This is a genomic window from Enterobacter sp. CPE_E890, from assembly GCF_046521475.1.
In the GTDB taxonomy this organism is placed as follows: domain Bacteria; phylum Pseudomonadota; class Gammaproteobacteria; order Enterobacterales; family Enterobacteriaceae; genus Enterobacter; species Enterobacter adelaidei.
In genome coordinates this window covers 3,561,526-3,580,535 of record NZ_JBKFZW010000001.1, presented here as the reverse complement: position 1 = coordinate 3,580,535, position 19,010 = coordinate 3,561,526, and the positions used below count along the sequence as shown (strand labels likewise).

General features: G+C 54.6%; 12 protein-coding genes. 4 read left to right on the top strand and 8 right to left on the bottom strand.

Going from position 1 to position 19,010, the window contains the following annotated elements:
* Positions 1-51: 51 nt before the first annotated feature.
* Complete coding sequence (gene acrD, locus ACLHV9_RS17610; RefSeq protein ID WP_407220881.1) at positions 52-3,165, bottom strand: multidrug efflux RND transporter permease AcrD; 3,114 nt, start codon at positions 3,163-3,165, stop codon at positions 52-54.
* 142 nt (positions 3,166-3,307) lie between these two features.
* Positions 3,308-5,002, bottom strand: coding sequence for a nitrate/nitrite two-component system sensor histidine kinase NarQ (gene narQ / locus ACLHV9_RS17605; protein WP_108090869.1), 1,695 nt, complete (start codon positions 5,000-5,002; stop codon positions 3,308-3,310).
* A gap of 152 nt (positions 5,003-5,154) precedes the next feature.
* On the opposite strand from narQ, the gene aegA reads away from it, so the two are divergent.
* The 3 genes from aegA (at position 5,155) to ACLHV9_RS17590 (ending at position 8,935) form a co-directional block, all read left to right on the top strand.
* A complete protein-coding gene (gene aegA, locus ACLHV9_RS17600) occupies positions 5,155-7,131 on the top strand; it encodes a formate-dependent uric acid utilization protein AegA (protein ID WP_108090868.1) in 1,977 nt (658 codons plus the stop codon).
* 65 nt (positions 7,132-7,196) lie between these two features.
* A complete protein-coding gene (nudK, locus tag ACLHV9_RS17595; RefSeq protein WP_028016145.1) occupies positions 7,197-7,790 on the top strand; it encodes a GDP-mannose pyrophosphatase NudK in 594 nt (197 codons plus the stop codon).
* A gap of 101 nt (positions 7,791-7,891) precedes the next feature.
* Complete coding sequence (locus tag ACLHV9_RS17590) at positions 7,892-8,935, top strand: DUF1176 domain-containing protein (RefSeq protein ID WP_108090867.1); 1,044 nt, start codon at positions 7,892-7,894, stop codon at positions 8,933-8,935.
* On the opposite strand, the gene ygjK is transcribed toward ACLHV9_RS17590, so the two are convergent.
* The 6 genes from ygjK to ebgR form a co-directional block, all read right to left on the bottom strand.
* Complete coding sequence (gene ygjK, locus ACLHV9_RS17585) at positions 8,932-11,277, bottom strand: alpha-glucosidase (protein ID WP_108090866.1); 2,346 nt, start codon at positions 11,275-11,277, stop codon at positions 8,932-8,934. The genes ACLHV9_RS17590 and ygjK overlap by 4 nt on opposite strands.
* A 13-nt stretch (positions 11,278-11,290) precedes the next feature.
* Entirely contained in the window at positions 11,291-12,349 is a 1,059-nt protein-coding gene (gene ygjJ, locus ACLHV9_RS17580; protein ID WP_108090865.1) for a protein YgjJ, read from the bottom strand.
* Between the two features lie 38 nt (positions 12,350-12,387).
* Entirely contained in the window at positions 12,388-13,824 is a 1,437-nt protein-coding gene (locus ACLHV9_RS17575; protein WP_028016149.1) for an amino acid permease, read from the bottom strand.
* A gap of 56 nt (positions 13,825-13,880) precedes the next feature.
* Positions 13,881-14,330: a beta-galactosidase subunit beta gene (locus ACLHV9_RS17570; RefSeq protein WP_108090864.1), complete on the bottom strand. Its 450-nt coding sequence runs from the start codon at positions 14,328-14,330 to the stop codon at positions 13,881-13,883.
* Positions 14,327-17,410 carry a beta-galactosidase subunit alpha gene (gene ebgA / locus ACLHV9_RS17565; RefSeq protein WP_108090863.1) on the bottom strand — a complete coding sequence of 1,028 codons (3,084 nt, stop codon included), beginning with the start codon at positions 17,408-17,410 and terminating at the stop codon, positions 14,327-14,329. The genes ACLHV9_RS17570 and ebgA overlap by 4 nt, the downstream gene beginning before the upstream one ends.
* Before the next feature lie 146 nt (positions 17,411-17,556).
* Positions 17,557-18,540 carry a transcriptional regulator EbgR gene (ebgR, locus tag ACLHV9_RS17560; RefSeq protein ID WP_108090862.1) on the bottom strand — a complete coding sequence of 328 codons (984 nt, stop codon included), beginning with the start codon at positions 18,538-18,540 and terminating at the stop codon, positions 17,557-17,559.
* Positions 18,541-18,677: 137 nt separating this feature from the next.
* Here ebgR and ACLHV9_RS17555 point away from each other — a divergent pair, with 137 nt between their 5' ends.
* Entirely contained in the window at positions 18,678-19,010 is a 333-nt protein-coding gene (locus ACLHV9_RS17555) for a tRNA-binding protein (protein WP_108090861.1), read from the top strand.

Below are 19,010 nucleotides of genomic sequence, written 5' to 3'. Positions count from 1 at the left end.
TCACACAATAAAAAGGCGGCCGATAAAGCCGCCTTTTTTTATTTCAATCACTTACTCCGGGCGTTCCTTTAGCGGGAAGCGGCGACGCACCAGCACAAAGAACAGCGGAACGAAATAAATGGCCAGGATAGTGGCTGAAATCATGCCGCCCATAACCCCGGTCCCTACCGCATGCTGGCTGCTGGAGCCTGCGCCGGTGCTGGTTGCCATCGGCAGTACGCCGAAAACAAAAGCCAGTGACGTCATCAGGATCGGGCGTAAGCGTTGGCGACAGGCGTGCAGCGTGGCAGCCATCAGTTCGTGGCCTTTAGCATTCATCTCGTTAGCGAACTCAACGATCAGAATGGCGTTTTTCGCCGACAAACCGATAACGGTGAGTAGCCCCACCTGGAAGTAAACATCGTTCTCCAGGCCGCGCATCCAGGTTGCCAGCAGCGCGCCGATGACCCCAAGGGGAACCACCAGCATGACGGAGAACGGAACTGACCAGCTTTCATACAGTGCGGCAAGACAGAGGAAAACCACTAGCAGCGAAAGCGCATAAAGCGCGGGAGCCTGCGCCCCGGAGAGCCGCTCCTGGTATGACATGGCCGTCCACTCCAGACCAAAACCTGCAGGTAGCTGTTGCACCAGTTTTTCCATGGTATCCATGGCGGTACCGGTACTGACGCCCGGCGCGGCTTCCCCGACGATCTCAACCGCAGAATAGCCGTTATAGCGTTCCAGACGTGGTGAACCACTCTCCCAGTGCGAGGTGGCAAAGGCGGAGAACGGCACCATGCCGCCGGTATTATTTCGCACAAACCAGCGATTAATGTCATCCGGCAACATGCGGAACGGCGCGGCGGACTGGACATACACTTTTTTCACGCGGCCGCGATCCATAAAGTCATTCACATAGCTTGAGCCCCACGCCGTTTGCAGGGTGTCGTTGATGTCGTTGATTGAGACGCCCAGCGCCTGCGCTTTACGCTGGTCGATATCCACCTGGAGCTGCGGGCTGTCATCAAGACCGTTGTGACGAACGCGTGTCAGACCGGCATCCTTCCCCGCCAGCTCTAAGAGCTTATCGCGTGCCGCCATCAGCGCTGTGTGACCCGCTCCGGCGTGATCCTGCAACTCCATATCAAACCCGGCGGAGCTGCCCAGACCGCTAATCGCCGGTGGACTGCTGGCAAAGACGCGCGCTTCTTTGATATGTGCAAAGGCTTTCGTCGCGCGCTCAATAATGGCAAAGGAGGTTCCCGTTTTCGTGTCGCGCTCGTCCCAGTCTTTCAGGCGAACAAACATACGGGCGACGTTCTGCCCGTTTCCGCCAGGGCCGGAACCGACGGTGGAGAAGACCGATACAACGTTATCCTTCTCTTTCGTGAAGAAATACTGCTCCACTTTCTGAACCACTTTTAGCGTCTGCTGCTGTGTTGCGCCACTCGGGAGCTGCACCGAGGTGGTGAACATACCCCGGTCTTCCATCGGCAGGAATGAGGTCGGCAGATGGAGGAACAGCCAGACCATGCCGCCCAGCAACACCACATAAATCATCATCCAGCGCAGGCTGCGGTGAAGCACTCGCCCGACGGCAGATTCATATCGCGCGGCATTGTGGTTGAACATCCGGTTAAACCAGCCGAAGAACCCTTTTTGGCCGTGATGCTCCCCTTTGTGCAGCGGCTTCAGGATTGTGGCGCAGAGCGCGGGGGTGAGGATCAATGCGACCAGCACGGAGAGCACCATTGCCGAGACGATGGTTATCGAGAACTGGCGGTAGATCGCACCGGTGGTGCCGCCAAAGAAGGCCATCGGGATAAAGACCGCCGACAGCACCATCGCAATACCGACTAACGCCCCCTGAATTTGACCCATGGATTTGCGCGTGGCCTGGCGCGGGGAGAGTCCTTCCTCGCTCATAATTCGCTCGACGTTTTCGACCACCACAATGGCATCATCCACCAGAAGGCCAATCGCCAGCACCATTGCAAACATCGTCAGGGTGTTAATGCTGTACCCAAACGCGTAAAGCACCGCAAAGGTTCCCAGCAGGACAACAGGGACGGCGATGGTTGGGATTAGCGTTGCGCGGAAGTTTTGCAGGAACAGGTACATGACCAGGAACACCAGCGCGATCGCTTCCAGCAGGGTCTTCACCACATCTTCAATGGAGGCTTTGACGAAGGAGGTGGTTTCATAGGCAACTTTATATTCCAGCCCGTGCGGGAAATACTGTGAAAGCTCATCCAGCCGATCTAAAACCAGTTTCGCTGTGGCCATTTCATTGGCGCCGGAGGCCAGTTTAATCCCAAGGCCAGAGGCCTGATTGCCGTTAAAGCGGCTCAGGTAGTCATACTTCTCTGCACCCATTTCCACCGTGGCGACATCACCCAGACGCACCTCCGAACCATCCTGATTCACGCGCAGGGTAATGTCGCGGAACTGCTCCGGGGTTTGAAGAAGTGACTGCGAATTAATGGTGGCATTCAGGGCTTGTTTATCGACGGATGGCGTCCCCCCTAGCTGCCCCACGGCAATCTGCGCGTTCTGGGCTTTGATGGCATTCGTTACGTCGGTTGCGGTCATCTGGTAGCTGTTGAGCTTGTTGGGATCGAGCCAGATGCGCATTGAGTATTGTGAACCGTAAGCGTCGATATCGCCTACGCCGTTAATTCGGCTGATGGGGTCCTGGATATTACTGGCGACGTAGTCCGCAATATCCTGCTTATCCATGGAACCATCAGTGGAGACAAACGCGATGGTCAAAATGTTGGTATCACCGGTTTTACGCACGGTCACACCCTGGTTCTGCACCGCCTGAGGCAGCTTACGCATGGCCGACTGCAGCTGGTTTTGCACCTGCTGGACGGCTTCATCAGGATTGGTGCCGGCAGTGAAGCTCAGCGTGACCGTCGCCTGACCTGTCGCGCTGCTTTGCGAGGACATGTACATCAGGTTATCCAGACCCGTCATGTTCTGTTCGATAACCTGTGTCACGGTATTTTCCAGCGTCTGTGCGGATGCTCCTGGATAGTTGGCGGTGACGCGTACGTTAGGTGGTGCCAGATCGGGGTATTGCTCGACAGGAAGTGACGTAATCGCCAGGACACCTGTCAGACATAACAGAATGGCCAGTACCCAGGCAAAAATGGGGCGATCGATGAAAAAATTCGCCATGAAAAAGTAACCTCGTTTTGCTGCACGTCATTATTGTTTATTGCCTGCATCACTTTAGCGGCAAGACGAAGACCAAACGTGGAGAAATAAAGGAGATAATGTAAATTATCATGCGCTTTTTCCTGCGCTTCCCCCTTTACCGTTATTTACCTGTTAACGGCGTGGGAACCGGGAACGTCACGCTGACCAGCGTGCCGCCGTTTTGCGGCTGCGAAAAGTGCAGCATTCCTCCGAGCCGTTGCGCGCGTTCACGCATAATATTCAACCCGTAGTGTCCAGCTGGTTCGCTGGCTTCGCCAATCCCGATGCCGTTGTCACGAATGCTGACGCTGTGCGTGCCATCCACGGAGGTCACGCAACTGACGGTAATTTCACTGGCTTGTGCATGTTTAATCGCATTCAGCACCGCCTCACGCACGATCTGTAACAGATGCACCTGCTTTTGCGCATCAAGCGCCAGCGAGGAGAGACGACAGTCAAGATGCAGCTTTGCCTGCGTCTGGCTCTGCAGAACGTCGAGAGACTCCTGGAGTGCCGCAGGTAAATTTGCGTGGTTGAGCGTCAGGCGGAAGGTGGTGAGCAGCTCGCGCAGTTGATGCCAGGCGTTGTTCAGCTCGCGGGAAAAGTCGGTGATGATGGTCTGTGCCGGGGCATTGTCCTGCGGCACCGCATGTTTAAGCAGCGTAAGCTGGATCCGCAGATACGACAGCACCTGCGCCAGCGAATCATGGAGTTCACGGGCGATGGTTGCGCGCTCTTCCATCAGCAGCAGCTGCTGGTAATGTTTTTGCGCCTCGTTAAAGTACAGCCCGCGTCCGAGCATCGTCGCCACACTTCTCATCAGCGGGAGAGGAACGCAGTCCGTCTTACTTTGCCAGCGCAGCTCACCATACAGCGTATCCTGCATCAGCACCGGCAGGTTTTGCAGTGGAATACCGCTCGTTTCTGTTCCTTCACACAGCCGCCAGTCATCGCTGGTGCGTAGTTCCAGATAATTCATCTGCGTATAGTCATGGACGATCTGCAGGATATGCCGGAAACACAGGCTGTCAATCTGGCCGGTGTTCAGCGCCTGAGAGCATTTGAACAGCATTTCGAGCTGCTGATGGGCTTCATGCAAATGTCGCGTCTTTTCCGCCACCGAGGCTTCAAGCGAACGATAGAGAGTATGTAACTCGGCTGACATATGGTTGAAGGCGCGGGAGAGTTGGCCCAGTTCATTCGGCAGTGCGGTATCCGGGGCAGGGGTCTCAAATTCCCCTCGCTCAATCCGCTCGCTTGCCGCGACAAGATTGTTAAGCGGCAGCACTACCTGACGACGGATGCGTCGCAGGGTAAACAGCGTCAGGAGCAGGATCCCAAGCGCGCCAGCCAGAGAGAGCAGGGTCACCGTCTGGATTTTATGTTCGGTGTAGTGCTGGAGGGCGAGCACAAAGGCATCAATACGGCCGACAAAAACTTCAATGTGGCTTTGATACCACGCGATGTCGCCGCGCGCGATGCGCGTATCCATCTCCAGCCAGGCGACATGCAGTTGCTGATAGCGCTGTTTGACGTTGTCCGGTACATACCAGCGGTTCAACTTTTCTAATGCCGGGGCGCTTAATGTCTTCTGCCAGTTCTCGCGGTGCGCCGCCAGAGACGGGCTGTTTCCCTGCATCTCATAGCCCAGGCGGTAGCTCTGCATGCGCAGTGAACCTGCGATGTTGATGGCTTCGGCATCTCGCTGGCTACTGGCCAGCGTCAGCAGCGCAGCGCTGCTTGTCAGAATGGATAACGCAATAATCGAAACGAAAGCCCAGGCAAGGCTGCCGGAAACAGGTCGTTTAACGGTCACAGAACGGCCCTCTGAATAAAATTGATCTGCCACAGGTTCACTTGAAATAGTTTGGCGTCCTGGGCATTTGAACATTGCCCGATCGCGCCGTAATGCGTAAATACCCTATTCATACAAAGAATAAGGTTATTGAACCAAAAACAGGTGTGGTTATGAATCGTTTTATTATGGCTAACGGCCAGCAATGCATTGGGTGTCGGGCCTGCGAAGTGGCCTGCGTGATGGCGCACAACGGCGAGCAGCATGTCCTGAGCGAGCGCCATTTTCATCCTCGTATCACGGTCCTGAAATCTGGCGAGACGAGAAGCCCCGTTACCTGCCATCACTGTGAAGCTGCACCTTGCGCGCAAAGTTGCCCGAACGGCGCCATCAGCAAATGCGATGACAGCGTACAGGTGAATCAACAAAAATGCATTGGTTGTAAAGCCTGCGTGGTGGCTTGCCCGTTTGGCACGATGGACATTATCGTCACCCCGCTTGAAAACGGCAGCGTGAAGGCATCGGCGAATAAGTGCGATCTCTGCCTGACGCGCTCGCAAGGCCCGGCCTGTATTGAAAATTGCCCGGCAGATGTCCTTTCGCTGGCGACGTCTGCCGTGCTGGATAATCTGGCCAAATCGCGCCGACAGCGCACTGCCAGTCTGGAGGCGCAGCCCTGGCATGCGGAGGCTGTCAGAGAGGTTATTTCGCAAACCAAACTGCAGCGGATGCAAACGACCCCGCCACGCGGTGAACCTGACAAGCTTACTGCCGCAGAACGCGTTAACCATTTTAACGAAATTTACCTGCCGTTCCGGGCTGCACAGGCCAGTCGCGAGGCATCGCGATGCCTGAAGTGCGGAGAGCACAGCATCTGCGAGTGGACCTGTCCGCTGCACAACCACATCCCGCAGTGGATTGAGCGCGTCAATGCGGGGGATATTGCGGGTGCCGTTGAGCTTTCTCATCAGACCAACTGTTTACCCGAAATTACCGGTCGCGTCTGTCCGCAGGACCGATTATGTGAAGGGGCCTGCACGCTGCACGATAGCGCGGGTTCAGTCACCATAGGGAATATTGAGCGCTATATTTCTGACCAGGCGCTGGCGATGGGCTGGAGACCGGATATGAGCGGCGTTACTCCGGTGGACAAGCGGGTTGCGATTATCGGGGCAGGGCCTGCCGGGCTGGCCTGCGCCGATGTGCTGGTGCGTAATGGTGTCAGCGTGACGGTTTATGACAGGCATCCGGAAATTGGCGGTTTGCTGACCTTTGGTATCCCGGCATTCAAGCTCGACAAATCACTGCTCGCGCGACGCAGAGAGATATTTACCGCGATGGGGATCCGCTTCGAGCTGAACTGCGAGGTGGGTCAGGATGTGTCGATGTCTCAGTTGCAGGACGACTTTGATGCGCTGTTTATTGGCGTGGGAACCTATCGCTCCATGAAAGCGGGGATCCCGCATGAAGACGCGCCAGGCGTCTATGACGCATTGCCTTTCCTTGTGGGCAACACGCGCCATGTTATGGGGCTGGAGGCGACGGCCAGTGAACCGTTTATTGATACTCACGGGTTAAACGTCGTGGTGCTTGGGGGAGGAGACACGGCGATGGACTGCGTCCGTACTGCGTTACGCCACGGCGCGGCGAAAGTCACCTGCGCCTATCGTCGGGATGAGGCCAATATGCCGGGCTCGAAGAAGGAGGTGAAGAATGCCAAAGAAGAGGGCGCGGCGTTTGAATTTAACGTCCAGCCGGTTGAGTTGACGCGTGATCCATGCGGCAAGGTCAATGGCATCCGGATGCTGCGTACCGAACTCGGCGAACCGGATGCGCAGGGACGGCGTCGACCTGTTCCGGTGGCGGGCAGCGAGTTTGTGATGCCTGCTGATGCAGCGATCATGGCGTTTGGTTTTAACCCACACGCGATGCCGTGGCTGCAGGCGCAGGGTGTCGAAATGGATGACTGGGGGCGAATTGTGGCCTCGGTAGAGAGTCATTATCGTTACCAGACGACCAACCCGAAAATCTTCGCGGGTGGCGATGCGGTGCGTGGGGCGGATCTGGTGGTGACCGCGATGGCGGAAGGGCGTCATGCGGCCCAAGGAATACTCGACTGGCTTGGGGTTGGGGCGTCGAAACATCATTAACCGGCGGGCGACAAAGCGGGAGCCACGGCGTAGTATAGGACGACTCATTGTGCCGTGGAGCCCGTATGACCCTGAAAATTGACGTTATCAAAGACAAAATTCTCTCTGAAAACTACTTTGTCCTGCGTAACATCACCTATGATCTTACACGTAACAACGGTGAAGTGATCCGCCACAAACGCGAGGTCTATGACCGCGGTAATGGGGCAACCATTTTGCTCTATAACCGTGAAAAGCAGAGCGTGGTGCTGATCCGTCAGTTCCGGGTTGCAACATGGGTTAATGGCAACCCTGATGGTCGTTTGATTGAAACCTGTGCCGGCCTGCTTGATGATGACGAGCCGGAAGTGTGTATCCGCAAAGAGGCCGTAGAAGAGACCGGTTTTGAAGTGGGTGAGGTCAAAAAGGTCTTCGAGCTGTTTATGTCCCCAGGCGGCGTAACGGAAATTGTGCATTTCTTCATTGCGGAATACAGCGATGCGCAGCGGACTCACCGGGGCGGTGGTGTCGAAGATGAAGATATCGAAGTGCTGGAGCTCCCCTTTTCCCGTGCGCTGGAGATGATGCGTTCAGGCGAAATCAGGGATGGCAAGGCTGTGATATTACTGCAGTATTTACAAACAACCGGGCTGATGGACACTGCTTTCGAACGGATGTAGATGATTTTTCGGGTATATCTGATAAATCCGATTGAGCAACCCCGGTGGTAACACGAAGATACTGCCCAGTTAAGCGTTTTCGTTCCGGGATTGTGTCATTCATGCGCTACAGTGTTTTTTTATTCTCCCTCTTCTGCGTGCTCTTCGCTCCGCTGGTGCGGGCTGCGCCTGCTCAGCAGGCATTTTCTGACTGGCAGGTGACCTGCAATAACCAGAATTTCTGTCTGGCACGCAATACGGGTGAACACCGTGGTCTGGTTATGACGCTCACCCGAAGCGCCGGGGCGAAAACGGATGCAACGCTGCGCATCGATCTCGGCGGTCTTGACGCCCCCTCTTTTAAAGAGCCAGATATTGCTCCCCGGTTACTGCTGGATAACGTTCCCCTTAAGCTGGACAAACAGCACTGGCAGCTCACGCCATGGCATCTGAAAACGGACGATGCCGCCACCGTTACCTCCTTTTTGAAAAACATCCAGGAAGGGAAATCCCTGACCCTGCGCGACGGCAAGCAGGTGATTTCCCTGAGCGGTCTGAAAGCGGCGTTGCTGTTCATTGATGCGCAGCAAAAGCGCGTCGGGAGCGAAACCGCGTGGATCAAGAAAGGTGACGACCCGCCGTTAAGCGTTCCACCCGCTCCAGCTTTAAAAAAGGTGTCGGTCGTCAACCCGACGCCGACGCCGCTCTCCCACGCCGAACTGAACGACCTGCTGGACTATGGTACCGGACGGATGAACAGCAACCAGTGTTCGCTGGATCCTAACCGCCGGGAAGTGCGCGTCACCGCGTTAACCGATGACAAAGCGCTGCTGATCGTCAGCTGCGAGGCGGGGGCTTATAATACCGTCGATCTGGCGTGGCTGGTCTCACGTAAAAAACCGTTCACCGCCCGCAGCGTCAGGCTGCGTCTGCCCTTTACGCCATCAAGTGACGACAGCGAAATGGAATTGATGAATGCCAGCTTCGATGAGAAGACGCGCGAGCTGACAACGCTCGCGCTGGGTCGTGGTTTGGGAGATTGTGGTGTCCAGACGCGCTGGCGTTTTGACGGCCAGCGTTTTCGCCTGGTGCGCTATGCCGAGGAGCCCAGTTGCGATAACTGGAATCGACCCGACGCCTGGCCCACGTTGTGGATCACCCGTTAGTTTCTCCGGAAAAAGTCGTTATACAGCATGTACAGATGTGCCGCGCTCCACGAGAAGTTGGGTGCGCCTTGCTGTGCCCCGGTCAGCGGGTTGTAGTTTTCCTGAATTGGACCATCAGACGTTAACCCCTTCGCGTGTTTAAAGAAGTTATCTGCCAGCGTTCGTGCCTGTTCCCGATAGCCGTAGCGTTCCATCCCTTTGAGTCCAAACCAGAACTGGTCGACCCAGACGCGACCGCGCCAGTAGATATCCGGACCAAATGCCGGGTTGGTTAGTGCGGCAGTCCCGAGCGGCACATACGTGTTGAACTCTTTCGGATCCAGCATCACCTTCACCACGGCATCAGCATGTTCCTGGGTTGCTGCACCATTAAACAGAGGTGACCAGCCTTCCGGCCCTTTACCGCGCTCGGTGATAGGTTTGCCCGCACAGCCATTCTCAAGCGGTTTATCCTCAATGCGAATGTCATAGTAAAAACCGCTGTTCGTATCGAACATACAGGTATTGATGTAGGTCGCGAGTTTATCCGCCAACTGACGATAGTGGCTGGCATCCTGCTCTTTACCCAGCAGGCTCGCCATTTGTGCCAGATAGTGATTATCGCTGTACATATAACTCGCCTGGTCGACGGACTCCTGGAGTAATGAGTAACCCAGCAGATCGCCTTCTTTACTTCGGTTTTCGGCAAACTTTACTATCCAGTCGCTGCGTTTTCCGCCTTTTGCGACATAGTTATCCAGCTGCGTTTTATCTATAAATCCGAACACGGCGGCGTCATCACGTCCGGACTCCCACGAGGCGGCAACCTGCGCCGGGATCTCCAGACTGTCGTAATGCCCTTTTTCGATTACCCGGGCGTAGTTATTCAGTCCGGAAAGCGGTTCCTCCTTATCGCCTTTTTTCACCGTAAACAGCATGTCACCGCTGGCGGTGTTATGGGCTTTGTCACGCGTCGCACCGTACTCCGGCACACCGTTACCATTATGGTCACGGTTACGGAGCCACCAGTCATGGTAGGCCACCAGTTTAGGGTACATCTCTGCCAGCCAGGCCTTGTCATGTGTGGTGTTGTATACCTCCATCACCGACCATGCCGCCAGGCTCGGTTTGGTGTTTCGTTCGTTCCAGTTGCCTCCGTCACCGCCGCGTTCCGGGCTCAGGTTCCAGGCGATAAGATCAGGCACAAATCCGGCATCCTGAGGGCGCACCGGATCGTCGGGTTTAATCTGCCAGGAGAACACCGCGCGAATGTTCTCTTTGGCGATGTCCGGGTTGAAATGCGACATGGCAAATGCCTGTTTCCAGGTGTCCCATGGCCAGGTCTGGTTGCCAGAGAACCAGCGTCCGGTCACGGAGGGCGTCACCGTGTTAAAACGTACTGCACCACCCGGTGAACGCCAGTTACCGTTCAGCGTCTCGATGGCCTTCACCGCGACACGAGTTTGCTCTGGTGTCGCATTCGGGTTGGTGAGTCCCTTTTGTAAATATCCCTCCCAGCGTGTTTGCGAGGCGCTCATGAACCAGGCGGGCCGCGCCAGAATATCGCGAATTTTCGGCTGCTCGTGCGCAACGTCGTCAGCATTCAACAGATGGGAGTAGGTGGTGTACAGCGTGGTGCTGCCGGAAATGTGTGCCCGACTGATAAAGCGATGACCGTCGACGGTGGTATCGATCGGGATTGATTTATGCACCTGATATTCGGAACTGCCGGAGGTGAGGAGATCCCAAGTGGATCGCACTTTACCAAACGTCACCTTCAGGCCGTCACGGGTGGGAACCATTTTGCGCTGATAATCGGGATACGCGCCGTCTACGGTCTTATCCGAAAGCGGTTTGCCCTCTTTGGCCTCAAGTTTTTCCAGCAGCTCGCCATCCCATACCAGGTCCAGTGGCGTCTTGCTCGTAATCTGCGTTTCTAGCAATGAGGTGCGCGCGGTTGCGAAACGTAGCGTCATTTCGATTTGCACATCTTTCGCGCTCAGCTTTTGCACCAACGCGCCGGGAAGACTGAAAGCCTCAAGGGTGAAATCCACTTTTTTACCGTTTTGGTACACGCTCAGGCGATCAAAATTCGTCGCCATAAAGTTGATGTACTCTTCGGTGAGCAGCGCTACGCCAGGAAATCCTCCCTGGGTTTGCGGTCCGTCAGGCAGCAGATGCCCATGCCAGGCACCCAAATCGAAAAAAGGGTTAAAACGCTGGTGGTCGTCAGCGTCGAAATCTTGCATATACTGCGGCGCACCGGTGCGGTTAATCACGTTTTTAAAGTCATTTGCCGTGGTGGCGTGGGCTGAAAAACTCAATACCAGCGCGCAGGCCAGCGGCGTAAGACAGAATTTCATGGGGAAGATCCTTTTACCAGTAGAAGTATTGCATCAGGAAGACCCGATCGCTTGGGTCGCCTGAGGCATTTTTCATATAGAAGCGGCTGTCCGCTGCGGTGGCAAAGCGCCCTCCGCCGTACTCGTACCAGATACCGAACTGCATAAAGGACGTCGTTTCGTCCCCGCCATTGTCCGGACGGTGTTTGGCATAGCTGTAGGCGGTAGAAAGGTAGACGCCTTTTAGCGCTTCCACCATGGCGCTGACCATATAGCCCGTTTCTGTCCCTGGTACATCTTTACCCCTGGCGCGTCCCGTGTGGTGCCAGGCGCGTGCGGCCAGGTTCGGCGACAACATCCCGGTTAAAAAGAGTTGTCCGGTACCGTCGGTGATTTCCAGACCGTTCATCCAGGTGACATCTTTCGCGATGTCATACTGGAGATAGCCGTTCACCATCGCCGGATAGGTATACTTGTCGTCGTAGCGATCGTATTTGCCGAAATGCAGCCAGGCCTTGCTCTCATCATGATGCCCCGCAGGCGTTGCGGTGATGCTATAGCGCAGATCGCCGGAGAGATTCTGCACCTTAAGGGCATACATTATGTCGCGGGTGTTAGGGATCACGTAGCCCAGATCCGGGGTGAAATCTCCCCACCACTGCAGGTCATCCAGAGAAGAGTCCTGGCGCAGGCTCAGCATAATTTCGGTGCTGTTAGCGGTTTTGTAGCCGCCGTAAACACGGTTAAGCCCCCCTTCGAAACCACCCCAGCTGTGGTCTGGTACCCAGGCTTTACCTTGACTATCGGCCTGAACGGTCCAGCCTTCGCCATAAATCAGGCCGAACCAGTTCCCGTGCTTCATCTCCAGACCACCCTCAATATAGGTGCCGTCACTGTATTTATGTTTATTCTTACCCTCCAGATCCATATATCCGCCGATACCCAGTTCACCATAAAAGCGAAATGAAGAGGTGGTGAGTTCCGGTGTTTTGGTATCGTCGTGTTCAGCGGGTCGGGCTTCTTCTGCGGCAAATGTGGGGCAGCAGAAAGAGAGGGCAGCGAGTGCTCCAATTGTTTTCTCTTTAATTTTCATGCACTCATCCCAAAGAAAGAATATCCATGCTTTCGGTGTTAATGAATATTTGAGGCAGGTGAGGCTTCAATTTGTTGTTGTTCTTTTGATAATCCTTTGACGTATTTGCTGTATTTCCACCAGGCAAATCCGAGGAATAAAACGATCCCTCCGACGTTATAGAAAATAATCGTCAGAATATTGCCACCGGTGGGGAAGGTTGAGGCCACAAAGCCGATAGCAAAAATCACAATCAGCATTGACACCACCACCATACCCATGGTGCGTGAGCCCATTTTGAAATCGCGCGGCAGGTGGTCGAGCTTACGACGCAGGTTCAGGTAGGCCAGCATAATGAACAGCGGCGGCAGCATGGAGGCGGCGGCGGTCATATTGATGACGGTGTTCATCAGCTCCTGAGCGGTATTTGAACCCATTGTGGGAATAATCATCAACGGGATCACAATGAGATACTGGATCCACGCCGCACGGGCCGGTACGCCATTTTCGTTCAGCGCCACGGTTTTTGGGCCAAAAATTCCGGTTGGGATCTCAGAGAAGAAGATTTTTACCGGAGTTGCGGTCCACATCAGCAGAGAACCGAACATCGCAGTAAAGGAAACCAGGCCGACAAAGCGGTTCATCAGGACTTCCGGCAGCCCAAACCACACCGCCAGACCGTGGAACACCTGAACCGAACCGCCGGTAAATTTCAGTTCTTTACTGCTGATAAAGACGTTAATCAACACCGAGGAGATGGAGTACAGCACGCCGATGAAAATCCCCGCCAGAATAATGACCTTCACGAAGGATTTAGAGCCACCTTTAACGTCGTTGACATAGACCGCAACGGATTCCGCGCCACCGGCAGCCATAAATATCCAGGTGGTGATGCCGAGGAAGGCCCAGTTGAAGTTCGGGATCATTGCGTCAACGGTTATCGGGTCGGCTGGCTGCACGCCACCCACCAGCGCAGCGCCGGCCAGCAGGATATAGGAGAGAGTGAGCAGCAGCATCAGTGTGGAGGTCACTGAGGTGATCGGCCCCAGCATTTTCGCCCCGTTGGTGGAGACCCAGGTTGAGAACGCGAACAGCACCATACTCAGTACCGTGGTAGCAAACGGCGTAAGAATGTACTCATAGCCTAAAAAAGCATATGAAGCGTAGGCGATGACGCGCGGTAATAGCGAGGTGAAGAAGAACAGATTCACGAACCAGTAGGTATAGGCGGTAATAAATGCCCAGCGTCCGCCCAGCGAACTTTTCACCCAGGCGTAAACCCCGGCTTCGGAGTTTTTATTCAGTGAGACAAATTCAGCGATAATTAAGCAGAACGGAATGAAATAGAACAGGGTGGCTAAAAAGAACATGGGCGCGGAGGCGAGCCCCAGCTCAATATTGTTATTGATAACGTTGTTAAAACTAAACACGGCGGCAAATGTCAGCGACAGCAGGCCGAATTTGCCGATGGTATTGCGTTTGATGGTTTCAGACATAACGTTTCTCCGGGTACAGGGAGGATAGCGGTGCTTCATTGGCACCGCTCACATTTTTATTTGTTATGGAAATAACCGTCTTCGATGGTGACATAGAGGACGACTTTTTTTGTCGGCATGTCGCTGATGAAGCGATACGCCTCGTGATTCTCACAAATCACAACTTGTCCCTCGTGGACCTGAGCGGTGTGACCCACACCTTTCAGGTATTCGCGGTCGGTTTCATCGCGATAGCACTCCACAGCCTGCAGGGATGCTTTCGCGGCGTATTCAATTTTCTGCGTGCCCTGCAGGTAGTAATGCACTTCGAAATAGCGCCGATGACCGACAAATAGCGCGTCGGTACTGGCATCGCAGGAGACGCGGTAGGCCAGCGAATCACCGATCGAGTGGGCTACACCGGGTTGGATGTTGTCGATATTGTTAATCGCTTCAGAACAGCGCTGCCATTTACGCCCCGCACGGTAAAGTTTCTGGAACTGTTCCAGACTGTCGATAACGATCATTGGTCTGCCTCGCTGTGTGAATTCATGGAGAAGAAACCGGTGCCAAACTGATGGTTCGCCAGCGCCTGCGCGGCAGTTTGCCCACCTTCAAGCGGGAGCAGCGTGAAGCCGTAGCGGAACGGTCTGAACCGGACGCGCCAGGAGTCCAGCACTTCGCTTCCCCAGGAGTTAGAGCCTAAACCCAGTACCTGATGGTCAAGGTTGAGGGTGATGTCATCGCAGCGACGCAGTTCGTTGCAGTGTTGTGCTGCGTGGATGTTTTCTGCCGTGTAGTGCCATGCGCTGAAATGGATGGGTTGCTCAGGCACCACCAGCAGGCCGCTGCCGTGACGGTTGGCAAGCGTGGCCCAACGTACCTGCTGGCGGTTGCCGTTGTTCTGCGGGAACGGATAGTTTTCAAACATCTCATCTACCGTGGTGTGCCACAGATCGATGGTGCTGGCCTGTTGGCTGTCCGGATAGTTTTCCCCCGGTCCGCGTCCGTAATAGCTCACCTGGTCAAATTCGCCGTTGATGCCGAGCGTAAAGCCGATGCACGGAATGATGTGTGGATACTCGCCGTAGCGCTCACCGCTCAGTTCAACGTTGATTTGCCCATCGGCGGCGATGCGCCAGCGGTAGGTGCAGCGCATGCCAAAATCAAACACCGGCGGGGCAATCAGCGTACGGGTTGTGATAATGATCGCGTCGTCACGTTGCTCAACCTCGAAACCGCGCAGGTGCTCCTGCATGATCTGCAGGTGGTTGGGTTGCCACAGCCCTTCATACTCTTGCTTGTGGTTATCAATCATCGGCTTGAAGAAGTTAATCTTCGGCTCACGAGTGATGTTCTCTTCGCCGTTTACCTGCCAGGCGCTGAGTTTTCCCGTCACTTTAGAGAAGCTCGCGCGGAAGTTGTGTCCGGTCACGGTGCAGCTCAGGCGATCCTCTTCCAGATGAAGTGGCGTCGCGTTGGTATTGATAAGCGGTGTGGCGTGGTTTGTGCGTGCTTTTAACGGGAACTGGTACACAGCGATACCGTGCCCGGCTTCGCTGTAGCGCGTACGGCTATTTTTGCTGATGCGCACGGTCAGGAACGCTTCCCGCTCATCCAGTTCAGGTAAATTCAGGCTTATGCTGCTTTCGCTGTTGGGGGCTACTCCTGTCATCGTCAGTAGCTGGCTGTGCAGGGTTTCACCTTCCGCCCGTACCTCGACGTGCAGGGTGTAATCATCCAGGTTTGTGAACCAGAATCGGTTTTCTACGCAGAGTTTGCCGTCCTGCCAGCGTAGTTTCACCGGAGCAATTACCTGCTTGTACTCACGCAACCCCGGGCCTGGGGTTTGATCGGAGTAAATCAGCCCGTCGAGGCAGAAGTTATAGTTATTCGGGTAGTCACCAAAATCACCGCCGTAGGCGTAATACGTATTGCCGCTGGCATCAACCGCCTGAATACCGTGGTCGCACCATTCCCAGACGTAGTGGCCCTGAATGCAGTCGTGACGATCGAACACGTTCTGGTACTCGGTTAACCCGCCGGGACCGTTGCCCATCGCATGAGCGTATTCACAGATAATGCGTGGTTTGGCGTGCGGGTACTCACCGAACAAATTCATCAGCGGTACGCGGGTATACATGGTGGAGATGATATCCACTACCTCGGCATCGCGATCTTCTTCATAGTGCAGCAGTCGCGTGTCATCCAGCGCTTTTGCCGCACGTGCCATGGCGCGGATGTTGCAGCCATAGCCGGATTCGTTTCCGAGCGACCAGATGATGATGGACGGGTGGTTTTTTTGCGCGTGAATGTGGCGCTCAATGCGCTCAACATAGACGTGCTCCCATGCCGGATCGTCGGTAATTCGACTCAGGTCGCCAACGTTGGCAAAACCGTGGGATTCCACATCCGTTTCCGCCATCACGAACAGGCCATAGATATCGCACAACTCATAGAAGCGCGGATCGTTGGGGTAGTGGGCGGTGCGAACCGAGTTGATGTTGTGTTGCTTCATCAGGATCAGATCGCGCTCAACGCGATCCATGCCTACCGCACGGCCTTTCAGGTGATCGTTGTCGTGACGGTTTACACCGTGGAGTTTCAGATAGTGGTTGTTAACGTAGAACAAACCGTCGCGCACTTTGATGTCGCGGAAACCAACGCGCTGTGGGATAACCTCCAGCGTTTGCCCGTTCTCATCTTTAAGCGTCAACACCAGATGATAGAGACAGGGCGATTCTGAGGACCACTGCTGAGGCTGTTTGACCTCAATGCTAAAGGCGGTTTCAGTGCTGCGGGACACGGTCAGGCTGTCGGTCGTGCCCTGATGAAGTATGACCTCGCCATCAAACAGGGCGTACTCCAGCGACACGGTAGAGGCGTGAGGGGCCAGGTTTTCCAGTTCCAGCTGACAGAAAAGGGTCGCATCCTTGTATGACTCGTCAAACGTGGTTTTGATCGTGACGTCGCGGACGTGTGTCGGCGTTTTACCGATCAGATAAACGTCGCGGAAAATCCCTGCGGTCCACCACATGTCCTGATCTTCAATGTAGGTGGAGTCTGCCCACTGCATCACACGCACGCACAGCAGGTTTTGTCCGCTATGTACCGCGTTGCTGATATCAAATTCGGCAGTCAGTCGACTTCCCTTACTGAAACCGATGTAGCGGCCATTCACGTAGACTTCGAAGTAGGTTTCGACGCCGTCAAACTTGATGATTGTCTGTTTACCCTGCCAGTTGTCTGACAGAGTGAACCAGCGCTGATATGCCCCGGTGGGGTTATCGGTGGGCACCCACGGCACGTCTACCGGGAAGGGGAAACCCTCATCGGTGTATTGCAGTTGACCGTGACCTTCCATCTGCCACATGCCCGGTACGGTAATCTGGCCCCAGTCAGCCATGTACTGTATGGTGAAGTTTTCCGGTACCAGCAGAGGGTTCGGGAAAAAATGAAAGTTCCACTGGCCGCTTAGCGACAGAAAATGGCTGCTGGCCTCGCGGGCAAAGGTGAGAGCCTGGGCGACAGTGTCATAAGAGAAGAAGTACGCACGCGGCGGAAGCCGGTTTTCATGCGTGAGTTGAATATTTTCCCAGCGATTCATGTGATCTCCCTGTAGGGGTAAAACATCATTGCTGAGGATTTTAGTAAAAATTTTACTAAATAAAATCAGTAAAACTGATTTGCTTTAACTCGATCACGAAATAAAAAAAGCCGGGCATGCCCGGCTGTGTGTTTGAAGAGGTGAAATCAGCGTGTCGTGCCGCGCAGTTTCAGGACGCTTGGCACGAAAACCTGAAGGGGGAGTGCCCGGCCATCACGGGATTTTTCCAGCAGCAGGTTAACGCCCTGACTGCCCATCATTTCGGAATGAATGCGCACGGTGGAAAGCGGCGGGAAGGTGAAGCGGGCGGTTGGGATATCGTTCACGCTAATGAGCGAGATATCCTCAGGGATCGCCAGCCCCTTTTCGTGGATAGCGCGTAATACTCCGATGGCGATGGAGTCTGACGCCACAAACAGCGCGCCAGGCCAGCTCTTCTCAGCCAGCATTTTTTTCGCCAGTTCATACCCGGATGAGCTGGAAAATCCACCTCGCCAGATATCCTGCTCTGACACAACGCCTTTCAGGCGCCCATATTCCACAAATGCCGCTTCACGGATATCGGCTTTACCGGGTTCATCTTCTCCGCCGATAAAACCGATGCGTTTAACATCCTGCTTAATAAAGAAGTCTATGATCTGTTTGCTGATGCGGGAGAGGTCGATATCGACGGAGTCAAATTCGCTGCCAGGCTCATGGAAATCAATAAAACAGACGTTGTCGGTCAACGCCATCGCAGTGCGGCGAATGGTTGTGGAAGGTTTGCCGACAATCAGTACCCCGGTGAGTTTTTTAATGTCAGGCAGGGTTGTATTGGCGTAACAGTTACTCAGTTCGACACCCAGTTTTTCACACTGTGTCTCAATGCCGTGGCGAATCGCAAGGTAGTAAGGGTCATTAATCTCCAGCTCTTGCTGATAGCTGTAGAGTGCCAGAATATGTTGCTGACCCACTGCGACAGACTGCATTTTACGGGACGTGGTGCTCTTATATTCCAGCTTTTCAGCAATCTCCAGAATGCGGTGTTTGGTCTCTTCTTTTACGTTCAACGTTGGGTCATCGTTTAAAACCCGGGATACCGTCGCCAGCGAGACGCCAGCCTCCGTCGCGATGTCTTTGAGCGTTGCCATAGTTGTCCTTATTCCCCACGTGATGACCCATTGTAAAGGATGCGTTCGGACATGCATCAGTTTTTACTAAATATCCTGCGTGTTGCCTCCCATAAATATCGTGCTAATATTTAGTAAAATTTTACTAAGGAGAGAGCATGGACACGATAACTTACGATGACTTTGCAAAGCTGGAGATCCGCGTGGGGACGATCGTGGACGTTAAACGCCACGCTAACGCAGACAAACTCTATATCGCGCAGATTCATGTGGGCGACAGAACGCTGCAAACCGTCACCAGCCTGGTGCCCTATTACCGGGAAGAGGAGTTGATGGGGAAAGTGGTGGTGGTGCTGTGTAATCTGGCAAAAGCCAAAATGCGCGGCGAGACGTCTGAATGCATGTTGCTCTGTGCGGAGACTGACGATGCCAGCGAAAGCGTGCTGCTAACACCGGAGCGGGCGATGGCGGCAGGGGTAAGAGTGGTGTGA